General features: G+C 64.9%; 19 protein-coding genes. 12 read left to right on the top strand and 7 right to left on the bottom strand.

Going from position 1 to position 24,910, the window contains the following annotated elements; all coding sequences use genetic code 11:
• Positions 1–3 precede the first annotated feature (3 nt).
• Positions 4–564 carry a dihydrofolate reductase family protein gene (locus tag PY310_RS14080; protein ID WP_275215086.1) on the top strand — a complete coding sequence of 187 codons (561 nt, stop codon included), beginning with the start codon at positions 4–6 and terminating at the stop codon, positions 562–564.
• On the opposite strand, the gene PY310_RS14075 is transcribed toward PY310_RS14080, so the two are convergent.
• Positions 553–1,026 carry a hotdog fold thioesterase gene (locus PY310_RS14075; RefSeq protein ID WP_275215085.1) on the bottom strand — a complete coding sequence of 158 codons (474 nt, stop codon included), beginning with the start codon at positions 1,024–1,026 and terminating at the stop codon, positions 553–555. The genes PY310_RS14080 and PY310_RS14075 overlap by 12 nt on opposite strands.
• A 196-nt stretch (positions 1,027–1,222) precedes the next feature.
• On the opposite strand from PY310_RS14075, the gene polA reads away from it, so the two are divergent.
• From polA to rpsA, 3 genes are all read left to right on the top strand, one after another.
• Positions 1,223–3,865, top strand: a complete 2,643-nt coding sequence (gene polA / locus PY310_RS14070) for a DNA polymerase I (protein WP_419095496.1) — start codon at positions 1,223–1,225, stop codon at positions 3,863–3,865.
• Positions 3,866–3,942: 77 nt separating this feature from the next.
• A complete protein-coding gene (locus tag PY310_RS14065; RefSeq protein ID WP_419095495.1) occupies positions 3,943–5,232 on the top strand; it encodes a GNAT family N-acetyltransferase in 1,290 nt (429 codons plus the stop codon).
• A gap of 237 nt (positions 5,233–5,469) precedes the next feature.
• Positions 5,470–6,948: a 30S ribosomal protein S1 gene (gene rpsA / locus PY310_RS14060; RefSeq protein WP_190989028.1), complete on the top strand. Its 1,479-nt coding sequence runs from the start codon at positions 5,470–5,472 to the stop codon at positions 6,946–6,948.
• Between the two features lie 116 nt (positions 6,949–7,064).
• On the opposite strand, the gene PY310_RS14055 is transcribed toward rpsA, so the two are convergent.
• Together PY310_RS14055 and PY310_RS14050 are read right to left on the bottom strand one after the other, a co-directional pair.
• Positions 7,065–7,565, bottom strand: coding sequence for a GNAT family N-acetyltransferase (locus PY310_RS14055; RefSeq protein WP_275215082.1), 501 nt, complete (start codon positions 7,563–7,565; stop codon positions 7,065–7,067).
• On the bottom strand, positions 7,549–8,244 hold the full coding sequence (locus PY310_RS14050) for an IMPACT family protein (RefSeq protein WP_275215081.1): 696 nt from the start codon (positions 8,242–8,244) through the stop codon (positions 7,549–7,551). Before PY310_RS14050 ends, PY310_RS14055 begins: the two co-directional genes overlap by 17 nt.
• Positions 8,245–8,314: 70 nt before the next feature.
• On the opposite strand from PY310_RS14050, the gene coaE reads away from it, so the two are divergent.
• The 4 genes from coaE (at position 8,315) to PY310_RS14030 (ending at position 13,408) form a co-directional block, all read left to right on the top strand.
• Positions 8,315–9,544, top strand: a complete 1,230-nt coding sequence (gene coaE, locus PY310_RS14045) for a dephospho-CoA kinase (RefSeq protein WP_275215080.1) — start codon at positions 8,315–8,317, stop codon at positions 9,542–9,544.
• A gap of 64 nt (positions 9,545–9,608) precedes the next feature.
• Positions 9,609–11,708, top strand: a complete 2,100-nt coding sequence (uvrB, locus tag PY310_RS14040) for an excinuclease ABC subunit UvrB (protein WP_275215079.1) — start codon at positions 9,609–9,611, stop codon at positions 11,706–11,708.
• Positions 11,709–11,932: 224 nt separating this feature from the next.
• The gene (locus PY310_RS14035) at positions 11,933–12,961 is read left to right on the top strand and encodes a TerC family protein (RefSeq protein WP_275215078.1); all 1,029 of its coding nucleotides are present in this window, start codon (positions 11,933–11,935) and stop codon (positions 12,959–12,961) included.
• Between the two features lie 78 nt (positions 12,962–13,039).
• Positions 13,040–13,408 (top strand): VOC family protein, encoded by a 369-nt coding sequence (locus PY310_RS14030; RefSeq protein ID WP_275215077.1) that lies wholly within the window; start codon positions 13,040–13,042, stop codon positions 13,406–13,408.
• A gap of 691 nt (positions 13,409–14,099) precedes the next feature.
• Here the strand turns inward: PY310_RS14030 and PY310_RS14025 are convergent.
• From PY310_RS14025 to PY310_RS14010, 4 genes are all read right to left on the bottom strand, one after another.
• Positions 14,100–15,392: an alpha/beta fold hydrolase gene (locus PY310_RS14025; protein ID WP_275215105.1), complete on the bottom strand. Its 1,293-nt coding sequence runs from the start codon at positions 15,390–15,392 to the stop codon at positions 14,100–14,102.
• Between the two features lie 79 nt (positions 15,393–15,471).
• A complete protein-coding gene (locus PY310_RS14020) occupies positions 15,472–15,972 on the bottom strand; it encodes a GNAT family N-acetyltransferase (protein WP_275215076.1) in 501 nt (166 codons plus the stop codon).
• Between the two features lie 47 nt (positions 15,973–16,019).
• Complete coding sequence (locus PY310_RS14015; protein WP_275215075.1) at positions 16,020–17,390, bottom strand: CoA transferase; 1,371 nt, start codon at positions 17,388–17,390, stop codon at positions 16,020–16,022.
• Between the two features lie 12 nt (positions 17,391–17,402).
• A complete protein-coding gene (locus PY310_RS14010) occupies positions 17,403–19,949 on the bottom strand; it encodes a DEAD/DEAH box helicase (RefSeq protein ID WP_275215074.1) in 2,547 nt (848 codons plus the stop codon).
• 95 nt (positions 19,950–20,044) lie between these two features.
• Here PY310_RS14010 and PY310_RS14005 point away from each other — a divergent pair, with 95 nt between their 5' ends.
• The 4 genes from PY310_RS14005 (at position 20,045) to PY310_RS13990 (ending at position 24,883) form a co-directional block, all read left to right on the top strand.
• The gene (locus PY310_RS14005) at positions 20,045–20,830 is read left to right on the top strand and encodes a trans-aconitate 2-methyltransferase (RefSeq protein WP_275215073.1); all 786 of its coding nucleotides are present in this window, start codon (positions 20,045–20,047) and stop codon (positions 20,828–20,830) included.
• A 164-nt stretch (positions 20,831–20,994) separates the two neighbouring features.
• The gene (locus tag PY310_RS14000; RefSeq protein ID WP_419095494.1) at positions 20,995–22,710 is read left to right on the top strand and encodes an ABC transporter ATP-binding protein; all 1,716 of its coding nucleotides are present in this window, start codon (positions 20,995–20,997) and stop codon (positions 22,708–22,710) included.
• Between the two features lie 86 nt (positions 22,711–22,796).
• A complete protein-coding gene (locus PY310_RS13995; protein ID WP_275215104.1) occupies positions 22,797–24,506 on the top strand; it encodes an ABC transporter ATP-binding protein in 1,710 nt (569 codons plus the stop codon).
• Entirely contained in the window at positions 24,503–24,883 is a 381-nt protein-coding gene (locus PY310_RS13990; RefSeq protein ID WP_275215071.1) for a GntR family transcriptional regulator, read from the top strand. The genes PY310_RS13995 and PY310_RS13990 overlap by 4 nt, the downstream gene beginning before the upstream one ends.
• Positions 24,884–24,910: the final 27 nt, after the last annotated feature.

Genomic DNA, 24,910 nt, shown 5'->3' with positions numbered 1-24,910 from the left:
TCCATGCCAAGGATCCAGTATTTTGTCGCGGCCTCCCTCGACGGCTTCATCGCCACAGCCAAGGATGACCTCACCTGGCTGCTGGAATTTGACGGCTTCGAGGGCGGCAAGGAGAGCTACGAGTCCTTTATGGACGGGGTCGGCTGCATTGTGATGGGTGGCGGCACGTTCACCTGGCTGATGGAGCATGAGCCCGGCAACTGGCCCTACAGCGGCACCCCCTGCTACATCTTCACCCACCACGAGTTCACGGCCCCGCCGGGTGCGGATGTGACGTTCGTCCGCGGCCCGGTGGACGAGTTCATCCCGGACTTCATGGCGGACGCCGGCTCAAAGAATGTGTGGGTGGTGGGTGGCGGCAACCTCGCCGCGCAGTTCGCCGCCGCCGGGAGGCTTGATGACATCATCCTGTCCGTTATCCCCGTAGTGCTGGGTGACGGGAAGCGCCTGCTTCCGGTGGAGGGCCCGACGCCGCCGCTGGAGTTGACGGCGTCCCGCACCTTGGGCAGGGGCATTGTGGAGCTCCGCTACAGTTTCGGATCCCCGGAGCGGTCAGGGCCCTGACGGGGCGTTCTCCCGCAGCATGTTGGTGATGCGCGCGGTCGAAAGGCGCCGGCCCTGTTCGTCGGTCATCACAATCTCATGGGTTGTCAGTGTTCGGCCCAGGTGGATGGCGGTGCAGGTCCCGGTGACAGTGCCGGCGGCAATCGCGCGGTGGTGAGTGGCGCTGACCTCGATGCCGAGAGCATGCCGGCCGGCTCCCGCGTGCATTCCGGCAGCGAAGGAACCCAGCGTTTCGGCGAGGACCACGTGGGCTCCGCCGTGCAGGATGCCTGCCACCTGTGTGTTGCCCTCCACCGGCATGGTGGCCACCGACCGTTCCGGGCTCATCTCCAGGAAGTGGATCCCCATCTTGACCACCAGGGCGCCGATGCCCAGTGCGCCAAGCCACTCATGAAGATGCTCCGGGATACCGGCTGTGACTAATTCCTCAGTGAAGGGGCCGGGCGTGAAATTGTCCATCATGGGAACTAGGCTGGCACCTGTGAGTGAAACTACCAAACCGGCCCCCTTCCCTTCTGAAACCTCTGTGCTCGACGCCGACGCTGCCCTGCAGGACATCAGCGTTGCGCCGTCCGCCGGGGGCCGCGTTTCCGCCACCGAAGCTCCCGTGATCCCCCTGACCGACCAGCCGCGACTGCTGGTGCTGGACGGGCATTCGATGGCCTTCCGGGCCTTCTTCGCCCTGCCGGCGGACAAGTTCTCCACCGCCAATGGCCAGCACACCAACGCCATCCACGGCTTTACGTCCATGCTGATCAACCTGATCAAGGAACAGAAGCCCACGCACGTCGCCGTCGCCTTCGATGTCTCGGATGACACCACGCACCGCAAGGCCGAATACAGCGAGTACAAGGGCGGCCGCAACGAGACCCCGCGCGAGATGAGTGGCCAGATCGACCTGATCGACAAGGTCATGCAGGCCTGGGGCATCAAGACCATCAAGATGCCCGGCTATGAAGCTGACGACATCCTGGCGACCCTTGCCACGATGGGCGAAAAGGCCGGCTACGAAGTGCTCCTCGTCTCGGGCGACCGCGATGCTTTCCAGCTGATCACCGAGAACGTTTTTGTGCTGTACCCGCGGAAGGGCGTCAGTGACATCCCACGCATGGATGCCGCGGCCATCCAGGAAAAATACTTTGTCACCCCGCCCCAGTACTCGGACCTCGCTGCCCTGGTGGGGGAGTCTTCGGACAACCTTCCCGGGGTTCCCGGCGTCGGGCCCAAAACTGCGGCCAAGTGGATCAATCTGTACGGCGGCCTCGAAGGTGTCCTGGAACATCTGGATGCCATCGGCGGCAAGGTGGGCGACGCCCTTCGGGCGAACATTGAGGACGTCAAGCGCAACCGGCGGCTTAACAGGCTGCACACGGATCTTGAGCTTCCGGTGACGCTGGAGGACCTGGCCGACCCGCGGCCGGACGAGGCCGCCCTTGAGCAGCTGTTCGACGAGCTCGAATTCAAGACCATCCGCGCCCGGCTGTTTGCCCTCTACGGCAGCGAAGACCTGGAACCGGCCGAACGCGAAAGTGTGGACATCCCGGACTACGCGGCGCCGTCGAACGCCGCCGAGCTGGCGGCCTTCCTCGGCGCCGGGGCAGGGGAGCGCTCCGCGGTCGCCGTCGACCTCGTGCCCGGCAGGATCGGCGAGGATGCCGCGGCGATCGCCATCGTCCGGGGCCACGCGGGTGTTTACATCGACCTGGCGGCCCAGGACGCCGAATCCGAAAACGTCCTGGCGGACTGGCTGCGGGACCCGGCCGCCCCGAAGGTGATGCACGGCTACAAAGCGGCCCTGAAGGCCCTCTCCAGCCGTGGCATGGGCCTGGAAGGCGTGGTGGATGACACCTCCATCTCCGGGTATCTCATCCAGCCTGACCGCCGGACGTACGAATTGGCCGAACTGGCCCAGCACCACCTCAACGTCAGCATCTCCGCGGAGACGTCCAAGGCGGGCCAGCTTGAGCTGGCGTTCGACGGCGACGATGCTGCTGCCGCCGACGCCCTGGTTCATGTGGCGGCGGTTGTGCAGGCACTGAGCCGGTACTTCGAATCGGAACTGATAGAACGTAAGGCCGGGGATCTGCTGACCACGCTGGAGCTGCCGGTCAGCCGTGTCCTGGCCGAGATGGAAACCGCGGGCATCGCCGTCGACATGCAGCGCATGGACGAGCAGCTCGCTGATCTGGCCAAGGTGATCGACAACGCCCAGGAGCTGGCTTTCGCCGCGATCGGCCATGAGGTCAACCTCGGGTCGCCCAAGCAGCTGCAGACCGTCCTCTTCGACGAGCTGCAGCTACCCAAGACCAAAAAGATCAAGTCCGGATACACCACCGACGCCGCCTCCCTGAAGGGCCTGCTGGAAAAGACCGGCCACGAATTCCTGGTCCAGCTGATGGCGCACCGCGAATCCTCCAAACTCCGCCAAATGCTCGAGTCGTTGAAGAAGTCGGTCGCCGAAGACGGCCGGATCCACACCACGTATGCGCAGAACGTCGCGGCGACGGGCCGGATCTCCTCGAATAACCCCAACCTGCAGAACATCCCCATCCGCAGCGAGGAAGGCCGCCGGGTCCGGGGCATCTTTGTGGTCAGTGAGGGCTATGACTGCCTGCTGTCCGCCGACTACTCCCAGATCGAAATGCGCATCATGGCGCACCTTTCCGGTGATGAAGGCCTGATCCAGGCGTACCGGGACGGCGAAGACCTCCACCGTTTTGTCGGCTCGAACATCTTCCATGTGCCCACGGACCAGGTCACCAGTGCCATGCGCTCCAAGGTCAAGGCCATGTCCTACGGGCTTGCCTACGGCTTGACGTCCTTCGGGCTCTCCAAGCAGCTGGAAATCTCCGTGGACGAGGCCCGCACCCTCATGAAGGACTACTTCGACCGTTTCGGCGCCGTGCGTGACTACCTCCGCGGTGTGGTGGACCAGGCCCGTATTGACGGGTACACGGCCACCATCGAAGGGCGGCGCCGCTACCTCCCGGACCTCACCAGCACGGATCGGCAGCTGCGGGAAAATGCTGAGCGCATTGCCCTGAACTCTCCGATCCAGGGGTCCGCCGCGGACATCATCAAGCGGGCCATGCTGGGCGTGCAGGCTGAACTGGCCGCCCAGGGCCTCACCTCGCGGATGCTCCTGCAGGTCCACGATGAACTGGTCCTGGAAGTCGCACCCGGAGAACGGGACGCGGTGGAGAAGCTCGTCACCGAACAGATGGGATCGGCCGCGGACCTCAGCGTCCCGCTGGACGTCCAGATCGGCGTCGGACCCAGCTGGTACGACGCCGGGCATTAGGCTATCCGCCCGCGTGGCCGGGTGTTCGTGCTGGCCAGCGGCCGGAGTGATTGGTTAGGCTCGGCGTTGTGGCTGAACTGAGTGATGACTACGAAATCCGGCGTTTCCCCGCCGCTGTCGACGGGGAACCCGGTTATCCGGAAGCGGAAAGATGGGTCAAGGCCGTCTCGTTCGGCTTTCACGAATCCACCCGGACACCCGAACACGTCGCCAAGTCACTGCAGACCTACCGTGCCGATCGGAGGATCTTTACCGGGGCCTACCAAACCCGTGAGGTGGCGCCCGGATCCTTCCCCGCGGAGGTCCCAGTCGCAACCTTCGGCACCATGCGGAAGACCCTGAACATCGGCTTCGGCAGGATGCTGGAAACCCAGCTGGTCACTGCGGTGACCGTACGGACCTCCCATCGGCGCCGCGGACTGCTGCGGCGCATGATGTCGGAGGACCTTGCCCTGGCCAAGGCTGACGGCGTGGCGATGGCTGCCCTGACGGCCTCGGAGGGGTCCATCTACGGGCGCTTCGGTTATGGGGTGGCCAGCTTCGAACGGACCGTCACGGTGGACACCTCGGCCCGGTTCAGCCTCGTCCACCAGGCCGTTGGCCGGGTGGACGTTGCCGAGCCCAAAGTCCTCCTCGACGTGGCGCCGGAAGTTTTCGCCCGCGTGCACCGCCTGACGCCCGGGTCCGTGGACCGCCAGGAGTGGTACCGCCAGTTGGCGTCAGGCTCCCTTGGCCGCGACGGCAAAGAGGACCCGGCCGTCAAGGTGGCCCTGCACTACGGTCCGGACGGGGGCGTGGACGGCTACGTGTCCTACAAGTTCCTGGGCTGGGAGACGGAACCCCACACGATGCACGTGGTGGATCTGGTGGCGGCCACCCACGAGGCCTACCTGGAACTCTGGCAGTTCCTTGCCGCCATCGATCTGATCGAACGGATCACCTGGGAGGAAGCGCCGCTGGATGACCCCCTTACCTGGGCACTGGCCGATCCCCGCTGCATCGACTCATCGGACAGCAGGGACATGCTCTGGCTCCGCATCCTGGACGTGGTTCCGGCCCTTCAGGCGCGGCATTATCCGGTGGACGGCCGGCTGGTGCTGGAAGTCCTCGACCCCCTCGGCCTCACGGCCGGGACGTTTGCCCTCGCAGTCAGCGGCGGTAAGGCCGCCGTCGAACGCGTCGGACCGGAGGCGGATCCGGACCTCACACTGGATGTCTCCGCGCTGTCATCAATTTATCTGGGTGCGGTGTGTCCGGTGACGCTGACGGCAGCAGGGCGGATCCGTGAACACAGGCAGGGCGCGGCGCTTCGGGCCCGCGGGTTGTTCGCCGTTGAGCGCGCCGCCCATTGCCTGACCCACTTCTAGGCCCCCGGGGCGTCCTCTTGCCCTGACAGGCCGCGCTTTGACCCGTGTTGGCCGCTGCGACTAGAATAAGTGGGCGCGTACTACGTGCACGTTCTCTGCATTTGTTAAACACCAATCCACAAAATCAGGATGACCCGGCGGATCTCCACGATCCGCCGCCACCTGTGCCTGCGTTCCATAATGCGGGTGCAGTGGTTGGCCTGACCAACTAACTATCCACAACGGAGCCCCTACTACATGACCATCACCTCCACCGAGAAGCCCGGTACCCCCGTAGTCGCGATTAACGACATCGGTACCGCTGAGGACTTCCTCGCAGCAGTCGACGCCACCATCAAGTACTTCAACGACGGAGATCTCGTCGAAGGTACCGTCGTCAAGGTCGACCGCGATGAAGTTCTGCTCGACATCGGTTACAAGACCGAAGGTGTCATCCCCTCCCGCGAGCTGTCCATCAAGCACGACGTTGATCCCGGAGACGTTGTCTCCGTCGGCGATCAGGTCGAAGCCCTGGTGCTCACCAAGGAAGACAAAGAAGGCCGCCTGATCCTCTCCAAGAAGCGTGCTCAGTACGAGCGTGCCTGGGGCGACATCGAGAAGGTCAAGGAAGAAGACGGTGTTGTCACCGGTACCGTCATCGAGGTTGTCAAGGGTGGTCTTATCCTCGACATCGGTCTGCGCGGCTTCCTGCCCGCATCCCTCGTCGAGATGCGCCGCGTGCGCGACCTGGCTCCGTACATCGGTCAGCAGATCGAAGCCAAGATCATCGAGCTGGACAAGAACCGCAACAACGTGGTCCTGTCCCGCCGTGCCTGGCTCGAGCAGACCCAGTCCGAGGTCCGCTCCACGTTCCTCAACAAGCTGGAAAAGGGCCAGGTCCGTCCCGGCGTCGTTTCCTCCATCGTCAACTTCGGTGCCTTCGTGGACCTGGGCGGCGTAGACGGCCTCGTTCACGTTTCCGAGCTGTCCTGGAAGCACATCGACCACCCGTCCGAGGTTGTCGAAGTTGGCCAGGAAGTCACCGTCGAGGTTCTCGAGGTCGACCTGGACCGCGAGCGCGTTTCCCTGTCGCTCAAGGCTACGCAGGAAGATCCGTGGCAGACCTTCGCCCGCACCCACGCCCTGGGCCAGGTTGTTCCGGGTAAGGTCACCAAGCTGGTTCCGTTCGGTGCGTTCGTTCGCGTCGAAGACGGCATCGAAGGCCTGGTCCACATCTCCGAGCTGGCTGTCCGCCACGTTGAACTGGCCGAGCAGGTTGTCTCCGTTGGCGACGAGCTGTTCGTCAAGGTCATCGACATCGATCTGGAACGCCGCCGCATCTCGCTCTCCCTCAAGCAGGCCAACGAGGGCGTCGACGCCGACAGCACCGAATTCGATCCGGCTCTCTACGGCATGGCCGCTGAGTACGACGAAGAGGGTAACTACAAGTACCCGGAGGGCTTCGATCCGGAGTCCAACGAGTGGCTTGAAGGCTACGAGAACCAGCGCGCCGCCTGGGAGCAGCAGTACGCTGATGCCCAGACCAAGTGGGAAGCACACAAGAAGCAGGTTGCCCAGCACGCTGCCGACGACGCTGCAGCTGCAACGTCCGGTGACAGCGATTCCGGCACCACCAGCTACTCCTCGGAGCCCGCTGCTGAGTCCAACGCCGGTGCAGGCACCCTTGCATCCGACGAGGCTCTCGCCGCTCTGCGCGAGAAGCTGACCGGCAACTAATTGCCACCGGCCCGGGACTTCCCGGGCCAACACCGCGGGCCCCTGCAATTGCAGGGGCCCGCGGTGTTTAACCCCAGACGGTGTCTAACCTTGGGTGGCACCGGCCGGATCGCGCGTTAGAGGTCGACGGCGGCACTCACCGCGTCGTCGTCGTCGTCGTAAGTCAGTACCGCGCCCGCGGCAGTGAGCAGACGTTGAGCACCGGCATTCCCGGCCGTTGTATGCGCCACGATGCGCCGCAGGCCTGCGCGGCTGGCTTCTGCCAGGATCAGTTGGAGGGCGACAGTGCCGATGCGCTGGCCGCGGAAGCTCCGGCCCAGCCAAATGCCTGTCTCTGCGGTACCCGGGTCCGCTGTTCGTTTCAGGCGGATTGAACCCGCGGGATCTCCACCGCACAACACAGCCCAGGTCTGTTCGCCCGCCGGTCCATCCACCCCCTTCGCCGCCGCGCGGTGGTACGCCCGGAACCACTGCACGCGCTCAGCGTTCCAGCCGGTTCCGGCGCCGAGCGGCGGGGTGACTTCGTCCGCCGCCGCATCCCTTTGGGCGAGGTCCAGCAGCTTCTCCAGCAGGGGCTCATCCACGTCGGCCAGGTGGACTTCAGGGGAGCGGGACATCGAGCCACTCCGTTCCGCCGGGTGTGAGCTCCACGGTTCCGGCGGTGAACGAGAGGAGGCGCTCGGTGGCGGCTGAAAGTTCCGCCGGGTTGTCCGGGATGGCCAGGCGCAGGGTCGTCTCGCGGGCGCCGTAGGTGGTTTCCGCCATCACGAAGCCTGCCGCCCGGAGATCGTTTTCCAGCCTGCCCGCGGCGGAGTGAGGTACGGACGCGGAACAGATCCGCAGCCGGCGTCGCCGGACCAGCGGTGCCCGGTCGAGGGCGGCGGACACCGATTCGGAATAGGCCCGGACCAGGCCGCCCGCGCCAAGCAGGATGCCGCCGAAATAACGGACGACGACGGCGCTGACGTCGCTGAGGTCGGTCACCCCCGGTACGGTCTCGCGTTTGAGGATCGCCTCAAGCATCGGAATGCCCGCGGTGCCGGAGGGTTCGCCGTCGTCATTGGACCGCTGGATGTCCCGGTCCGGTCCGATGACAAAGGCTGAGCAGTGGTGGCGGGCATCGTGGAATTCGCGCCGCAGGCCTGCCACCAGGTCTCGGGCCGCATCCTCGGTGTCCGCGCGGCGCAGCACGGTGATGAAACGGGACCGTTTGATTTCGATGTCGTGCCGGAAATCCGGACCAGCCGCGAGGGCGGTATACGAGGTTATCCGGCTCTCCTGCTCCTGCTCTTGCACCGCCCCAGTCTAGGGCAGCAGCGGGTGGGGCCACGCTGCCGGGGTTCCCAGCGGGGACTAGGCTGTTGAAGTGCTGAAGATCGGTTTGACGGGCGGCATCGCCTCAGGGAAGTCAATGGTGGCCTCACGTCTGGCGGAGCTCGGTGCCACTCTGGTGGATGCCGACGCGCTGGCCCGCAAGGTGGTTGAGCCTGGTACGCCCGGACTGGCGCGGGTGGTGGACGCGTTTGGGACGGACATGCTCGACGCCGGCGGCCGGCTTGACCGCGCCAGGCTCGGCTCTGTCGTTTTTGGCGATCCGTCCCGCCTGGCCGTGCTGAATGGCATTGTTCACCCGCTGGTCCGGGAGGCCGCTGCAGGGATCATTGCCGCTGCACCCCGTGGCGCGGTGGTGGTCCAGGACATTCCGCTTCTGGTGGAGACGGGGCAGGGCAGCAACTTTCACCTGGTGCTGGTGGTGGACGCGCCGGACGACATCCGCATTGCCCGCATGCTCGAACACCGGGGGATGACCCGGGAGGAGGCCGCGACCCGGATGGCGGCGCAGGCCACGCGCGCTGACCGGTTGGCCGCAGCGGACGTGGTCCTGGAGAACGCCGGGACAGTGGACGCCCTGCTGGCTCAGGTGGACCGGCTCTGGACTGAACGGCTGGTGCCGTTTGCGGACAATCTGCGCCGTGGTGCCAGGGCGGCCAGGCCGGGTGCGGCAGTACTGTCCCCGGCACGGGCGGACTGGCCGGCCCAGGCCGCCAGGCTTGGTGCCCGGATCAGGGCCGCCGCACCCGCGGACATACTGGCCGTTGACCACGTCGGCTCCACCGCGGTTCCGGGTCTGCCGGCCAAGGACGTAATCGATCTTCAAGTGACGGTGACTGGCCTTGACGTCGCCGATCGGATAGCGCCGCTGCTGGCTGCAGCGGGTTTTCCGCCCGTGCCGGGCGCCAATTTCGACACTCCGAAGCCTGCTGCGCCGGACCCGGCGCAATGGGAGAAACGGTTCCACGCCAATGCAGACCCAGGCCGTGCCGTGAACGTGCACGTCAGGCCGGCAGGATCCTCAGGCTGGCATTACGCGCTGCTGTTCCGCGACTGGCTCCGGAATGACCCCGAGGCCGCCGCCATGTATGCCGAACACAAACTCGCCCTGACCAAACAGTTTGCCGGCACCAGGGGCACGCACGCCTACGCCGAGGCGAAGGAGCCGTGGTTCACGGACGTTGCCCTGCCCGGAATGGACGCCTGGGCTGCGCACTCAGGGTGGCGCCCGCCGTCGTACACCCTTGGAAGTCCCCGCCCCTGAACCCGACTGTTCGCCGGTAACGGATCCGGGGCTGAGTGTCGGTGCCCGGTTGTAGATTAGATGCATGAGCCTTGCGCAGGATATCAACCGAGTTGTCGCACCCTTCGAGGTCATCAGCGAATTCCAGCCCGCCGGTGACCAGCCCGCCGCCATCGCCGAACTGACGGAGCGGATCAAGAACGGCGAAAAAGATGTTGTCCTGCTCGGTGCCACCGGTACCGGCAAGAGCGCCACCACCGCATGGCTCATCGAACAGGTCCAGCGGCCCACCCTGGTGATGGTCCAGAACAAGACCCTCGCAGCGCAGCTGGCCAACGAATTCCGGGAACTGCTGCCCAACAACGCCGTGGAGTACTTCGTCTCTTACTACGACTACTACCAGCCCGAGGCGTACGTGGCGCAGACGGACACCTTCATCGAGAAGGACTCCTCCATCAACGAGGAAGTCGAACGGCTGCGGCACTCCGCTACCAATGCCCTGCTGACCCGCCGTGACGTGATCGTGGTTGCCACGGTGTCCTGCATCTACGGCCTGGGTACCCCGGAAGAGTACATCGCGGGAATGGTCACGCTCCGCAAGGGCGCCGAGATGAACCGCGATGACCTGCTCCGGAAGTTCGTCGCCATGCAGTACGCCCGCAATGACATGGACTTCCACCGCGGCACGTTCCGGGTCCGTGGCGACACCGTGGAAATCATCCCGATGTACGAGGAACTGGCCATCCGGATCGAATTCTTCGGCGACGAGATCGAGAACATCCACACCCTGCATCCGCTGACCGGCGAAGTGATCCGGGACGAAGAGGAAATGTATGTCTTCCCGGCCTCCCACTATGTGGCCGGACCCGAGCGGATGGCCCGCGCCATCAAGCGGATCGAGGATGAACTCGCAGAACGGCTGCAGGAGCTGGAAAGCCAGAACAAGCTGGTGGAGGCCCAGCGGCTGCGGATGCGCACCACCTATGACCTTGAAATGATGCAGCAGATGGGGTTTTGCAACGGCATCGAAAACTACTCGTCGCACATCGACGGACGGGCCCGGGGGACCGCTCCGCACTGCCTCCTGGACTACTTCCCGGACGACTTCCTGCTGGTGATCGACGAGTCCCACGTCACGGTGCCGCAGATCGGCGCCATGTACGAAGGCGACATGTCCCGCAAGCGCAACCTGGTGGACTTCGGCTTCCGGCTGCCTTCGGCCATGGACAACCGCCCCCTCAAGTGGGATGAATTCCTCGAACGGGTGGGCCAGACCGTCTACCTCTCGGCCACGCCGGGCAAGTACGAGCTCGGGAAGGCCGACGGCTTCGTGCAGCAGATCATCCGGCCCACCGGCCTGATCGACCCCGAGGTGGTGGTCAAACCCACCAAGGGCCAGATCGATGACCTCCTCGGTGAGATCAAGACCCGGACGGCTAAGAACGAACGCGTGCTGGTCACCACGCTGACTAAGCGGATGGCGGAGGACCTCACCGACTACCTCCTGGGCCACGGCATCAAAGTTGAATACCTGCACTCCGACGTCGATACGCTCCGCCGGGTTGAACTGCTCCGCGAACTGCGGATGGGCGTTTTCGACGTGCTGGTGGGCATCAACCTTCTCCGCGAAGGCCTCGACCTGCCCGAGGTCTCGCTGGTGAGCATCCTGGACGCGGACAAGGAAGGCTTCCTGCGGTCCTCCACGTCCCTGATCCAGACCATCGGCCGTGCTGCCCGAAACGTCTCCGGACAGGTCCACATGTATGCGGACCGCATCACCGATTCCATGGCCCACGCCATCGACGAGACCAACCGGCGCCGTGCCATCCAGGTGGCGTACAACACGGAAAAGGGGATCGATCCGCAGCCGCTGCGGAAGAAGATCGCCGACATCACCGACCAGCTGGCCAAGGAAGACGCCGATACCCAGGAGCTGCTGAACAACAACCGCCTGGCCAAGGGCGCCAAGCGCGGGAAGTCTGCGGCCAAGGGCGCAGCCCAGGTCCGCAAGGACGGGCTCGCTGCGGCCCCGGCAGAAGACCTCGTGGGTCTGATCGAGCAGCTCACCGAGCAGATGCACGGTGCGGCCGCCGAACTGCAGTTCGAGGTGGCCGCGAGGATCCGGGACGAGGTCAGTGAGCTGAAGAAGGAACTCCGCCAAATGCAGGCGGCCGGTCACGCATAGGACCGTCTGAAGCTCACCCGCATCATATGCAGACTTCGTCCGTCGCTGGTGTGTGCCTGCGGTAGAGTTAACGGCACGTAGGGGAGTATCCCAAGTGCTACGATCGTCAACACGCGAGGCATGGTTGCCTGGCCGGGCGTAGCGGGTCCGCCAATTCAGCACCAAGTGCACAGGCAGGCCGGAGAGACTTACACCATTTCTCTGTACCCTGCGAAAGGCTACCCGTGCTTGATTTGCCTGTGTGGTTTGAGGTCGGCTCCTTTGTCGTCCTCGGCCTGATCATTCTCCTTGACCTTCTCCTCGTTGTCCGGCGTCCCCACGAACCATCGATGAAGGAAGCCGGCCTGTGGGTGGCCTTCTACGTCAGCCTGGCCCTGGTCTTTGCCGGTGCGATGTTCGCGTTCACCAACGCAGAATTCGGTGGCCAGTTCGTGGCGGGCTGGGTCACAGAGTACAGCCTCAGCATCGACAACCTGTTTGTCTTCATCATCATCATGGCCAGGTTCTCCGTACCCCGGAAATACCAGCAGGAAGTGTTGATGGTGGGCATCATCATTGCCCTGATCCTGCGAGGCATCTTCATCCTCCTCGGCGCGATCGTGATCGAACAGTTCAGCTGGGTCTTCTATATCTTTGGGGCCTTCCTGCTCTGGACCGCCTGGAAGCAGGCGCAGGACGAAGGCGAGGACGAGGAGGACAAGGAAAACCCGCTCATCGCCCAAATCCGCAAAGTCATCCCCATGTCGGAGAAATTCGACGAAGGGAAGCTGCGTACCACGGTGGACGGGAAGAAAGTCTTCACCCCCATGCTGGTGGTGTTCGTCACCATCGGCCTGACCGACCTGCTCTTCGCCGTGGACTCCATTCCGGCGATCTTCGGCCTCACCCAGAGCCCGTTCATCGTGTTCACCGCCAACCTGTTCGCCCTGATGGGCCTCCGCCAGCTCTACTTCCTGCTGGGTGGCCTGATGAACCGCCTGATCTACCTGAAGCATGCTTTGTCCTTCATTCTGGCGTTCATCGGAGTGAAGCTCGTGCTGCACGCCATGCACGTGAACGAACTGCCGTTCATCAACGGTGGCAACCACATCGAATGGGCTCCGGAGATCCCCACGTTTGTCTCCCTTGCCGTGATCGTGGGCACCATCATCGTTGCTGTGATAGCAAGCCTGATGAGCTCCAAAGCTGAAGCGTCCCCCGTGGACCCCCGCCTGGAAGAAGACGCCAGAAGGAGCCTCAGCGACTCCGAGTAGGCCCGGCGCCCACCTCCTACGTCACAGCAGTCCCGGCCGCCCCCGCGGCCGGGGCTGCTGTCCTTTTTCCTGAAGGGGGTGAACATCGAGTTCGCAAACAAGTTCTATTCCACGCTCGGGCTGAACGAGAATGCTGCAGCAACAAGCGGAACCTGGGCGGACATGCGCGGCGACGGCGGTCAGCTGGGCCTCCACATCGCCGAAGCTCAAACCAGAAACGTCGATGCGGGAGCCGTGGAACTGCAATTCACAACTGACGAGAATCTGGAGAACACCGCCAAGCGCCTTCGAGACGCCGGTTACGTGCCATCAGAGATCATGGACGAAAACTTCGGCCGGTATCTCACTGTCCAGGACCCGGATGGATACCTCATCCAGGTGAATGAGTTGGACGAGGAATTCAGCAACCTCAGCTACGAGACTCGGGAATCCGCGGCCCTAAAGTAGCTGGCCCACAGGTATGCGGCCTTGTCCGCATTGCACCCTGCCAGGCACACTCGGACATGACCGCAACGGGTTGCTCACAAGCAGCGGTGAACCTTGTATAACGGAGTCCGCCATGGCGAGACTCCCGATGCCTGACGGGTTTAGGCTCGCGGTATGAACCGTCGGAGCGTACTTCTGCTTGCGTCGGGCGTTATTGTCACCGTGTTGGCACTTGCCGTCCTGCTCGGCCGCATGCCCTCGGTCAGCCGGGCATGTCCAGCAGTCGGTTACGCCTATGTGGGTGACGTGGAGCTGACCTTTTCCACCCCGCCGGCGTCAGCAGCGGCTTGCTTTGGGGAGGGATGCACTCCTGAGCCGGTGACGAGAAACCCGGAGGGAAAATGGCTGGTTCCGCAGTCCCCGCCGTACCTGAGCCCGCCTGCTAGTGTCACGTCGATTTTTGTGGAGGCCGTGGCCACTTCCGGTGGCCGCGTAGCCGGCAATTTGCCCATCGAAACGGAGTCAACCGGGGAACACCCCTACGGACCGGGATGCGGCGGCCCTTTCAGGTTCAAGCCCGTGCAAGTGGCATTCAGCTGAAGCATCGAGCTCAGGGGGCGCTTGGCTTAGCAGCAAATCCAGCGGCGCCCTTTTCGCGCCCGCCCGCTCTCCGCCGGTAAGGCCCGCAGCTAAACGGTTGCCAACGCTGCCGCTAAGCGGGGCCGCCGGCCGAACGAACCATTCCCAAAAGACGGCCGAAAATGGCTTCGCCGTCATCAGAAATGCCGTCATGGTGGAACTCCGAGGTCTCCCACACCTGGAGGCCCCGGACGGCCGCCGCGGTTTCCAGCGACAGCTCACGGTCCACGTAGATATCGTCCCGGTAGACAGCCGCGGCCGCAGGTACGCTGTTCACGGCCAGGCGCTTGCGGTCATACAGCGGCTTCCAGTCAGGCTTGGCGGCGAGCAGTTCGGCCACGTCCCGGAGTGGCTCAAGCGACGGGTCCTGCTCGAAGTACCACGGGTAAACCATCTCGCCGGTCAGCAGCAGCGGCTCCGCGTCGGGGTGGAATTCCGGATAGTCGCGCAGAACCCGCCACGCGGCCCAGTCAGTGGGCCTGCCCTGCCCGTAGATGGACTCGTGCATCAGGGCATAAAGCGGATTACTGCGGCGCGACACGATGCCCTGTACCTGTTCCAGGAACGCATCGGACAGCCTGGGACCGTCCGGGGTGTCCGTGAAGGCTCCTTCGAGGAGGTAGTGGAGGCCGTCGACGCGGGTGTTGCCGCCAAGGAAAGCGCCCACCATCTGGAAGCGCTCAACCGTCAGCCTGCCGCCGTCGGGAAGGAACTCCGCCACCTGGCGCAGGTGCGAAGCGATCCTCTCCACCGTCAGACGGTCCTCCGGATACCAGCCGAAGTATTCCGCGTTGCGTGCCGCGACACGCCCGAAGGTGGCGCGGTAGACGTCGTCGGCCGGCCCGTCCAGCGGCGCCAGGCCTCCGGTGATGAGGGCTTCCTTGACGCCTTCCGGTGCAAATGAAAGGTACGTGAGCGCGCAGAACCCGCCATAACTTTGTCCGTAAATAGACCAGGGGCCGGAGCCGAGCGCGGCACGGATGAGTTCCGCATCGGCCACGATGGAGTCCGCGCGGAAGTTTTCCAGGTAGGCAGCCTGGGCCTCAGCTGTTCCCCGGGCCGGCAAGGAGTTCCGGTCGATGGGTGACGATAGGCCGGTGCCGCGCTGGTCCAGCATGAGGATCCTGAAATCCCTGGCAGCCGCTTTGCTCCAGCCACCCAGCGAGGCCAGTCTGTTCCCGCGGCCGCCCGGGCCGCCCTGGAGGAACAACAGCCAGGGAAGACTTTCAGCCTCAGCCACGGAGTGGCTGGAGGAAACATATTCGCGGGCGAAGACCGTGATGGTCTCCGGCGCTTCACCGCTGGCGCCCGGGGCCGGCTCGAAGTGGTTCAGTGGCACCGTGAAATAGTGTTCGGCCGTGCGCATGCCACGGAATTCGTGGCGGGCCTTGATGACATGGCCACCCGGCGGTGCCGCGCTTAAAGCTCCGGCGGAGACGGCCCGGTCAGGCACGGGCAGCCGCCGGCGTGTTGGTGCCGAAGCTTTCCAGTGCCGCGCCGGTCAGCCGGAACGTAGACCAGCCGTCCATGGGCCGGGCACCCAGGCTCCGGTAGAAGTTGATGGACGGCTCGTTCCAGTCCAGGACGCTCCATTCCACCCGGGCATACCCGTTTTCGACGGCGGTGGCGGCCAGGTGCTTCAGGAGCGCCTTGCCGTGGCCTTCCCCGCGGGCATCCGGGCTGACGTAAAGGTCCTCCAGATAGATGCCGTGGACCCCTTCCCACGTGGAGTAGTTCAGAAACCAAAGAGCGAACCCCTGGACCTCGCCTCCGGCGTTCTCGGCCATCGCGGCGAACACTCGGGGATTCTCGCCGAACAGCACCCCGGCCAGCAGTTCGGGCGTATTTTGAACTGCGTCGGGTTCTTTCTCGTAGATGGCCAATTCGTGGATCATCTGCAGAATGACGGGGACGTCTTGCGGGGTGGCGGGGCGGATTACACTCATGGGTCGAGTTTACAAGGGCTCTGTTGCAGCCGGCGCCCGCCGGGCTGCTACCGCCAGCGAAGTTCGGAGCTGCCGTACCGGACCGGGCTTTCGGCATACTCCAGCGGCACACCGTCAGCCAGCAGGGGCGGTCCCACAAAACGCAGGCTCCCATAGGGGCTTGCCATGCTCCGGAACTCCGGGTCCGGCAGGGGAGCAGCGGAGTTGTGTGCTTCAGGGAGCCGCACCAGTTCCTCAGCGGTCCGTGCCAGCGACAGCCGTGCGCTGCCGCCAAGCCCGCTGCTGATCCGTTCGGCCAGCAAGGCGAGGGCTGCCGCCGCCAGGCCGTACCCGGTGGCGTGATCCAGCGCCTGCACGGGGAGCGCGCCGGGAACCCAGGCGTTGGCGGCGCCCCGGCCATATCTTGCAGCGATCCCGGTGGCTGCCTGGACCAGGCTGTCAAAGCCGCGCCGGCCGTTCCATGGACCGCCGTCACCCCACGCGCTGAGGGTGACCACCACAAGGCCGGGACGGGCGGCCAACAGCGGCTCAGCGCCCAGACCGAACCGGTCCAGGCCACCCGCACGGTACCCGGCCACCACCACATCAGCAGACCCGGCGAGGCCCCTCACGGCCTCGAGGCCGGCGGCGCTCCGGAAGTCAGCCACGGCACTGCGTTTGTCGAAGCCGGAGTCGATGTAGGCGTCGGTCAGCTCCGGGAGGTGCGGCGGGTCAATGCGCAGGACATCCGCACCGAGGGCCGCGAGCAGGCGGGTGGCCGTGGGCCCGGCGATGACGCGGGTCAGGTCCAGGACCTTCAGCCCGGCCAAAGGACGGCGTGGATCAGGGGATGGCGTCCATGACGGGAGCGGACCGCCTTGCCGGGCCTGCCCGGGCGGCCGTGAAATGCGGATCCACGGCCCGGCGCCGGCGGCCGCGTGCATCGGCGTCGTGAGCCAGTCCGCGCGCGTGCGGACGGCAGCCGCCACACCCTGGTGCGCCGTAATGGCTTCCTCCGCCTCGAGGGAGGTCATGTGCAGCAGTGCGCGGTCCACCGCCGGTGGCGTGTCGGCGGACAGGGCAGCCATCAGACGGGCCGCGTGGTGCGGATAGTTTGCATGCAGGCGGATCCAACCGTCTCCGGTGCGGCGGAATCCGGACAGCGGAGCGAAACCTTCCGCTTTCCTGCCGGCGATCCGCAGATGCCCCAGCGAATCGAAGGAAGCGGCCGTGGAACCGGAAGCGAGGGCATATCTCCCGGGTGCCGCGGTCAGGGCGTTCAACGCTGTGGCGGCGGCCTGGACCGCGCCAAGCGCCAGGCCCTCAACATCCAGTGGACCGCCCCACCACCACCGGGGCCCCTCCCACCGTGCCGCAGGCTGGGCCTTCACGGCGTCCAGGACCCGCAGGCTGGCGGTCAGGTCGGGGACGGATTCCACGGTGCTGCGCCCCTACAGCCGGTTGACGCCGGTGACCTGGACCACGGCGGTTCCGGTTTCGTCCGACGCCGCCAGGTCCACTTCGGCGGAAATGCCCCAGTCATGGTTGCCGGCCGGGTCGTCGAAGATCTGCCGGACTTTCCACAGCCCCGGTTCCTCGGTGATGATGAGCAGCCCGGGGCCGCGGGCGTCAGGCCCGGTGCCGATGTCGTTGTGTTCGTCGAAGTAGTCGTCCAAAACGTCTTCCCACCGCTCCGCATCCCAGCCGGCGCCGGCATCCAGCTCGCCCAGCGCGGCGGCGTCCTCGTCGGCGAACAGTTCCACGCGGCGGAACATTTCGTTCCGGACCATCACCCGGAAGGCCCTGATGTTGGACGTGAGCGACGGCGGCGGGGGAGGAGGTTCGTCGTGCGGGGTGGGTGCCACGCCGGAGGTCAATTCCTCCCATTCGTCCAGGAGGCTGGAGTCGACCTGCCGGACCAGCTCACCCAGCCAGGCAATGAGGTCCTCAAGATCCTCACGCAGCAGGTCCTGCGGCACCGTCTGGCGCAGCGCCTTGAAGCAGTCCGCGAGGTAACGCAGGACGATGCCTTCGGAGCGGGCCAGGCCGTAGAACTGGACGAACTCGCCGAAGTTCATGGCCCGTTCGTACATATCCCGGACCACCGACTTGGGCGCCAGTTCAAAGTCGCCCACCCAGGGTGCGGCCTTGCGGTAGACCTCGAACGCCTCGCCCAGCATTTCGGCGAGCGGCTGCGGGTAAGTAACCTCTTCCAGCATGGCCATCCGCTGGTCGTATTCGATGCCGTCAGCCTTCATCGCCGCAATGGCTTCCCCGCGGGCCTTCTTCTGCTGGGCGGACAGGATCTGCCGGGGCTTTTCGAGGGTCGCTTCGATCACGGACACCACGTCAAGGGCGTACGACGGCGACTCCGGGTCAAGCAGTTCCAGCGCCGCCAGCGCAAACGGCGAGAGCGGCTGATTCAGGGCAAAGTTGGCCTGCAGGTGGACGGTCAGCCGGACGGTCCTGCCGTCTGCGCCCTGCTCCGCTTCGGGGATGCGTTCCACCACTTCGGCGGCCAGGAGTTCGCGGTAGATTCCCAGGGCGCGTTTCATCAGCCGTAGCTGCGCGGGCCGGGTTTCATGGTTCTCGGTCAGCAGCCGGCGTGCCGCGGCAAACGGGTCCCCCGGCCGTTCCATCAGGTTCATCAGCATGGAGTGGGTCACGGTGAAACTGGAGCTGAGGGGATCCGGCGCCGACTCGACCAGCCGTTTGAACGTGGGTTCGCCCCAGGACACAAACCCTTCCGGCGGCTTCTTCCGGACCACCTGGCGCAGCTTCTTCTGGTCGTCGCCGAACTTCGCCGTGGCCTTGGCCATTGCCTTGACGTTCTCGATCACATGCTCCGGCGCCTGCACCACCACCGTGCCCGCGGTGTCGTAGCCTGCCCGCCCGGCCCGCCCCGCGATCTGGTGGAACTCCCGCGAGTTAAGCAGGCGGGTGCGCACGCCGTCGTACTTGCTCAGGGCGGTGAGCAGGACGGTGCGGATGGGCACATTGATGCCGACGCCGAGCGTGTCAGTTCCGCAGATGACCTTGAGCAGGCCGGCCTGTGCGAGCTGTTCCACGAGCCGCCGGTACTTCGGCAGCATGCCGGCATGGTGGACGCCGATGCCGTGCCGGACCAGCCTGTTGAGGGTTTTACCGAACCCGGCGGCAAAACGGAAATTCGCGATCAGCTCGGCGATCTTGTCCTTTTCCTCACGCGTGCACACATTGATGCTCATCAGCGTCTGGGCACGGTCAATGGCCTCGATCTGGCTGAAATGCACCACATAGACCGGCACCTGCCGGGTGGAGAGCAACTCCTCCAACGTCTCATGGACAGGGGTCTCGTGGTAATAGTAATGCAGCGGAATGGGACGCTCGGCTGAACTGACCGTAGTGGTGGGCCGGCCTGTCAGTTCGGTGATGCCCTCCTCAAAGCGGCTGACGTCTCCCAGCGTTGCCGACATGAGGAGGAACTGGGCCTGGGGGAGCTCCAGCAGGGGGACCTGCCACGCCCAGCCGCGCTGGGGGTCGGAGTAGAAATGGAATTCATCCATCACCACTGAGCCGAGGTCCGCGGCCTCGCCTTCGCGCAGCGCGATGTTTGCCAGGATTTCCGCGGTGCAGCAGATGATCGGCGCGTCCTGGTTCACGCCTGAATCACCGGTGATCATCCCGACGTTTTCGGCGCCGAAGATCTCACACAAGGCGAAGAACTTCTCTGAAACCAGGGCCTTGATGGGAGCCGTGTAGTAGCTCCGCTGCCCGCGTGCCATGGCCTGGAAATGTGCCGCGATCGCGACCAGCGATTTTCCGGACCCCGTGGGCGTGGCGAGGATGACGTTGGCGCCGGTGGCCAGTTCCATGATGGCTTCGTCCTGGGCGGCATACAGGTCCAGGCCGCGGCTCCCGGTCCACTCAAGGAACCGGCTGTAGAGCACGTCCGGGTCGATGCCTGCGGCCGGGCGGTTCGAGGCGGACAGGACAGGCAGCTGGTCAACGAGTTTCATTGATTTCCAGCTTAGTGCCCCGCAGATGCCCGATATCCGGGCATGGCGGGGTTAGGCTCGCGGGAAGCCACCCGGCGCCCAATTATGGAGGAACTGTGAAGTGGGATCCCCTGAAGTACGTCCAGTTCGGCGACTACCGCGACCGGCCGTTTTTTGACCTCACAGGCAGGATCCGGCCGGACCGCCCCCGTCAGGTGGTCGATCTGGGCTGCGGCCCCGGCAACCTGACGGCCACCCTCGCCCGGCGATGGCCCGAGGCCAGGGTCCTGGGCCTCGACTCGTCAGCTGAAATGCTGGAACGGGCCGCCGGCCAGGCCGACGCTTCTCCCGGCCTGGCCTTTGCACAGGCCGACATTGCCCAGTGGATGCCCTCGGGTGAAACCGACGTGGTGGTCACCAACGCCGCACTGCAGTGGGTGCCCGGGCACCAGGAGATGCTGAGCCGGTGGCTGGCCGCGTTGCGCGCGGGCGCGTGGTTCGGCATGCAGGTACCGGGAAACTTCAACGCCCCGTCACACACCCTTATGCGGGAGTTGGCCGCCACCGCCCGCTGGCGGCCGCTGCTGAAAGGCGTTCTCCGCGGCGGGGAATCCGTGGGGGAACCGGCCGACTATCTGCGCACCATGCTGGACGCGGGATGCACTGCCGACGCTTGGGAAACCACCTATCAGCAGGTACTCCCCGGGACCGATCCGGTGCTTGAGTGGGTGCGCGGCACCGCGCTGCGGCCGGTGCTGGCCGTCCTCTCACCCCAGGAAGGTGCGGCTTTCGAAGCCGAGTACGCTGCCGCACTGCGGATTGCCTATCCTGCCACCGCCCACGGGACAGTTTTTCCCTTCCGGCGGATCTTCGCCGTAGCGCAAAAGCAACTTTCCGCCTAAACTCCATTCGTTCGATGTTATTTACAAGGCCCGTATAGCCATGTGACTAACAGTGAATGTTCAGTCGGAAATGAGGAATAACCGGCCTCGTGGGGATGGCCAAAAGCCTCAGCCTCATCGGCCTCCCCACCAACCCAGGAGGTGTAGTGCTTTTCGCCTTATTGATGAGGTTGCTGGCAGGCAACAAGGGCCGTGTAGCCGCCATCATCGCCCTGCAGCTGGTTCAGACCGCGGGCATTCTGCTGCTGCCCACCATTAACGCTGCCATCATCGATGACGGCATCGTGGCCGGCAACACCCCCGAGATTGTCCGGCTCGGCGTTGATATGGCCCTGGTTGCGGCCATCCAGGCGGCAGCGGCTGTGGCTGCCGGCTACCTGGGCGCTGTTGTGGCCATGACCCTTGGCCAACAGCTGAGGGCTGAGGTTTTCACCAAAATCCAGTCGCTTTCGTCCCAGGAGGTGGCGTCCTTCGGTGCCCATAGCCTCGTCACCAGGGCCACAAACGACACCCAGCAGATCCAGTCGTTCGCGGTCCTGGTATTCACCATGCTGGTGGCGGCGCCCGTCATGGCAGTGGGCGGGGTCTATCTTGCCTGGCAGCAGGACGTGGTGTTGTCCAGCATCGTCGTCATCATCATGCCGGTGCTTCTGCTCATCATGTACCTGATCGTCCGGCGTCTGATACCGCTCTACCGCGGCGGCCAGGAACTGCTGGACGCCACCGGGCAGATCCTGCGCGAGCAGATCATCGGAGCCAACGTCATCCGTTCCTTTGTCAGGCAGGGCCACGAGAAACGCCGGTTTGCCCGGGCAAATACCAGCTTGACCGGAAACAACCTGAAATCCGCCCTGGTCATTGCCGCAATGCTTCCGCTGATCATGATCGTGGTGAATCTTTCCTCCGTGGCCGTGGTGTGGTTCGGGGGACACCGGGTGTTCTCCGGCGAGATGAACATCGGGGCCCTGACGGCCTTCATCGCCTATATCATGCAGATTCTGCTGGCCATCATGATGGCCATGTACGTCCTGACCGCGGCCCCGCGCGCGGCGGCGTGCGCTGAGCGTCTCAATGCTGTGCTCAATACCCAGCCTTCGGTCCGGGATGTGGGGGACGTGCGCGGGGAAGCCTTCGACGGGGGCAGCATCACCTTCACGGATGTGCGCTTCGCCTATCCCGGTGCCGAAAGTCCGGTGCTCCAAAACATCAGCTTTACAGCAAGCCCAGGCACTACCGTTGCCGTTATCGGCTCAACGGGCAGCGGCAAATCAACCCTGCTGGGCCTGTTGCCCCGCTTTCTTGATGCCACCGCCGGGACCATCACCATCGGCGGCCGGGACATCCGCACCGTCCCGCTGGAAGTCCTTCGCCGTTCCATGGCCGTTGTCCCGCAGCGGTCGCATCTGTTCACGGGGACCATCGCCCATAACCTGCGGATCGCCGATCCAGAGGCCACCGACCCCGAGCTCTGGCAGGCGCTGGAAACTGCGCAGGCGGCAGGGTTTGTCCGCGAACTTCCCCTCGGGCTGGCCACCGAAGTCGGCCAAGGCGGAGTGACGCTCTCCGGCGGCCAGCGGCAACGCATCTGCATCGCCCGCGCCTTGGTCCGGCAGGCGCCGATCTATCTCTTTGATGACAGCTTTTCCGCACTCGATTTCGGTACCGAGAACCGGCTCCGGGATGCCCTCGCGGACACCCTGACCGAGGCCGTGGTGGTCGTGGTCGCCGAGCGGATCTCCACCGTTGCCGGCGCTGACCGGATTTTAGTGCTCGACGACGGGCGGCTGGTCGCGCAGGGGACGCACCTTGAGCTGTTGGAAGCCTCCACCACCTACCGCGAAATCGCCGAGTCGCAGTTGGCCCTGGAGAGCCTCCAGTGACCGGGCCGATCCCGGGCGCACCGGACAAGGAGTTCTGGCCCGCTGCCCGCCGACTGCTCAGCCTGCTGCACCCCTTCCGGTGGCGGATGCGTGCCGCCGTCATAGCCACGTGTTGCTTCGCCGGGCTGAACGTGGCCGCCCCGAATTACCTCGGGGAAGCCACGGACATCGTGGTGGACGGGGTGTACAGCGGCCTGTTTGAGCGGGACCGGCTGGGCCGGCTGCTGGCAGTTGTCGCGTTGATGTACGTCGGGGCTTCCCTTTTCAACTGGGTCCAGGGGAAGCTGACCGCGGGGTCAGTCCAGGGCCTGATGCAGGGCCTCCGGGCATCCGTTGAGGAAAAGCTGCACAGGCTTCCCTCCAACTACTTTCACGGGAAGTCCCGCGGCGACGTCCTGAGCCGGGTCACCAACGACATCGACAACATTTCCCAGTCACTGAGCCAGGTCCTGACGCAACTGATCATTTCTGTTCTGATGCTGTCCGGCGCCTTGGCCATGATGCTCTGGATATCGCCCCTCCTGGCGCTGATTGCCCTGGTCTCGGTGCCGGTGTCCACCGTGATAACGGTTCTGGTGGCACGCAAATCCCAGGCACATTTTGCGGGCCAGTGGACCGAAACCGGGGTCCTGAACGCGCACGTGGAGGAATTCATCACCGGCCATGAGGTGGTGATGGCCTTCGGGCACCAGGACCGCGCAGCAGAGGTCTTCCGTGCCAGCAACGACCGGCTCACCCGCGCGTCCGCCCTCGCCGAATACGTGTCAGGGCTTGTTCAGCCCCTGATGATCCTGATTTCCAACCTGACCTACATCGCCGTCGCAGTGGTGGGCGCATTCCAGGTCACCCTTGGTGCCATGACCATTGGTGGAATTCTGGCGTTTATCCAGTTCAGCCGCCTGTTCACGCAACCGGTGAGCCAGATCGGCGGCATGCTGAACGTCATGCAGTCCTGCGCGGCTTCGGCGCACCGGGTCTTCGAACTCCTCGACGCCGAGGAGATTCCTGTCGAGCCAAAGGAATCCGGCCCGGCTGCCCTGCCGGCCGGACGAATCGTTTTTGACAACGTCACCTTTGGCTACGCAGGCGAACCCGTCATCCGGGACCTCTCGTTTACGGTGGAGCCGGGGCAGACGGTGGCTATCGTCGGACATACCGGGGCCGGTAAGACCACTGTTGTGAATCTTCTGATGCGGTTTTACGAACCTGACGCGGGCCGGATCAGCATCGGCGGCACCGACATTGCCGTCATGTCCAGGGATACCCTGCGCGAGGGTTTCGGAGTGGTGCTCCAGGATGCCTGGCTCTTCGCGGGCACCATCAGGGAGAACATCGAATACGGCCGGCCCGGCGCAACGGACGCAGAGGTGACTGCTGCGGCGGAGGCCAGCCACCTGGACCACTTCGTGCGGTCCATGCCGGCCGGCTACGACTCCGTCCTGGACAGCGGCGGGGAGCCGCTGAGTCACGGGCAGCGCCAGCTCATCGCCATCGCACGGGCGCAGCTGGCAGACCGCGGGGTGCTGATCCTTGACGAGGCCACAAGTTCAGTGGATTCACGCATTGAGGTGCTGATCCGCCAGGCCATGCAGAGATTGCGGCGGGGCAAAACAAGTTTTGTCATCGCCCACCGTTTGTCTACGGTCCGGGACGCTGATCTAATCTTGGTCATGGATCACGGACGCATCGCAGAGCAAGGTACGCACCAAAACCTGTTGGCTGCCAACGGCCACTATGCACGGCTCTACAAGGCCCAGTTTGCCGGCCGGGCCGGAACACTGGAGGCAGGCCGATGAGTCCAGCCCAGGGGTTCCCCGGGACGTGGACACCTAACCAGGCCAGCACTGTGCCACTCTTTGAGCAGTTGCGGCTGCAGGTGATCCGGCTGGCCGACAGCGGTGAGCTGCCGCCCGGAACCAGACTTCCGGCGGTCCGTGCGCTGGCGGAACAACTTGACGTTGCCCCGCATACCGTGGCCCGCGCCTATAAGGAACTCGAGGCGGCCGGAGTGGTCGCCACCCAAGGCAGGAACGGCACCGTCATCAGCGCGCGTGGTGAGCGGTCGAATGCGCTTTCCGCTGCCGCAGGCGCCTACGCTTCGGTGGCGAAGGCGCAGGGGGCCACGTTTGCGGAAGCGGTCAAGCTCCTGGCCGCCGCCTACGACGCCCACTGACCCGCCGCGTGGATATTCGAAGAAGTT

It is taken from the genome of Pseudarthrobacter naphthalenicus, from assembly GCF_029076445.1.
GTDB lineage: Bacteria > Actinomycetota > Actinomycetes > Actinomycetales > Micrococcaceae > Arthrobacter > Arthrobacter naphthalenicus.
Note: the sequence above shows the minus strand (reverse complement) of the source record. Positions and strands in the feature narration are given on the sequence as shown.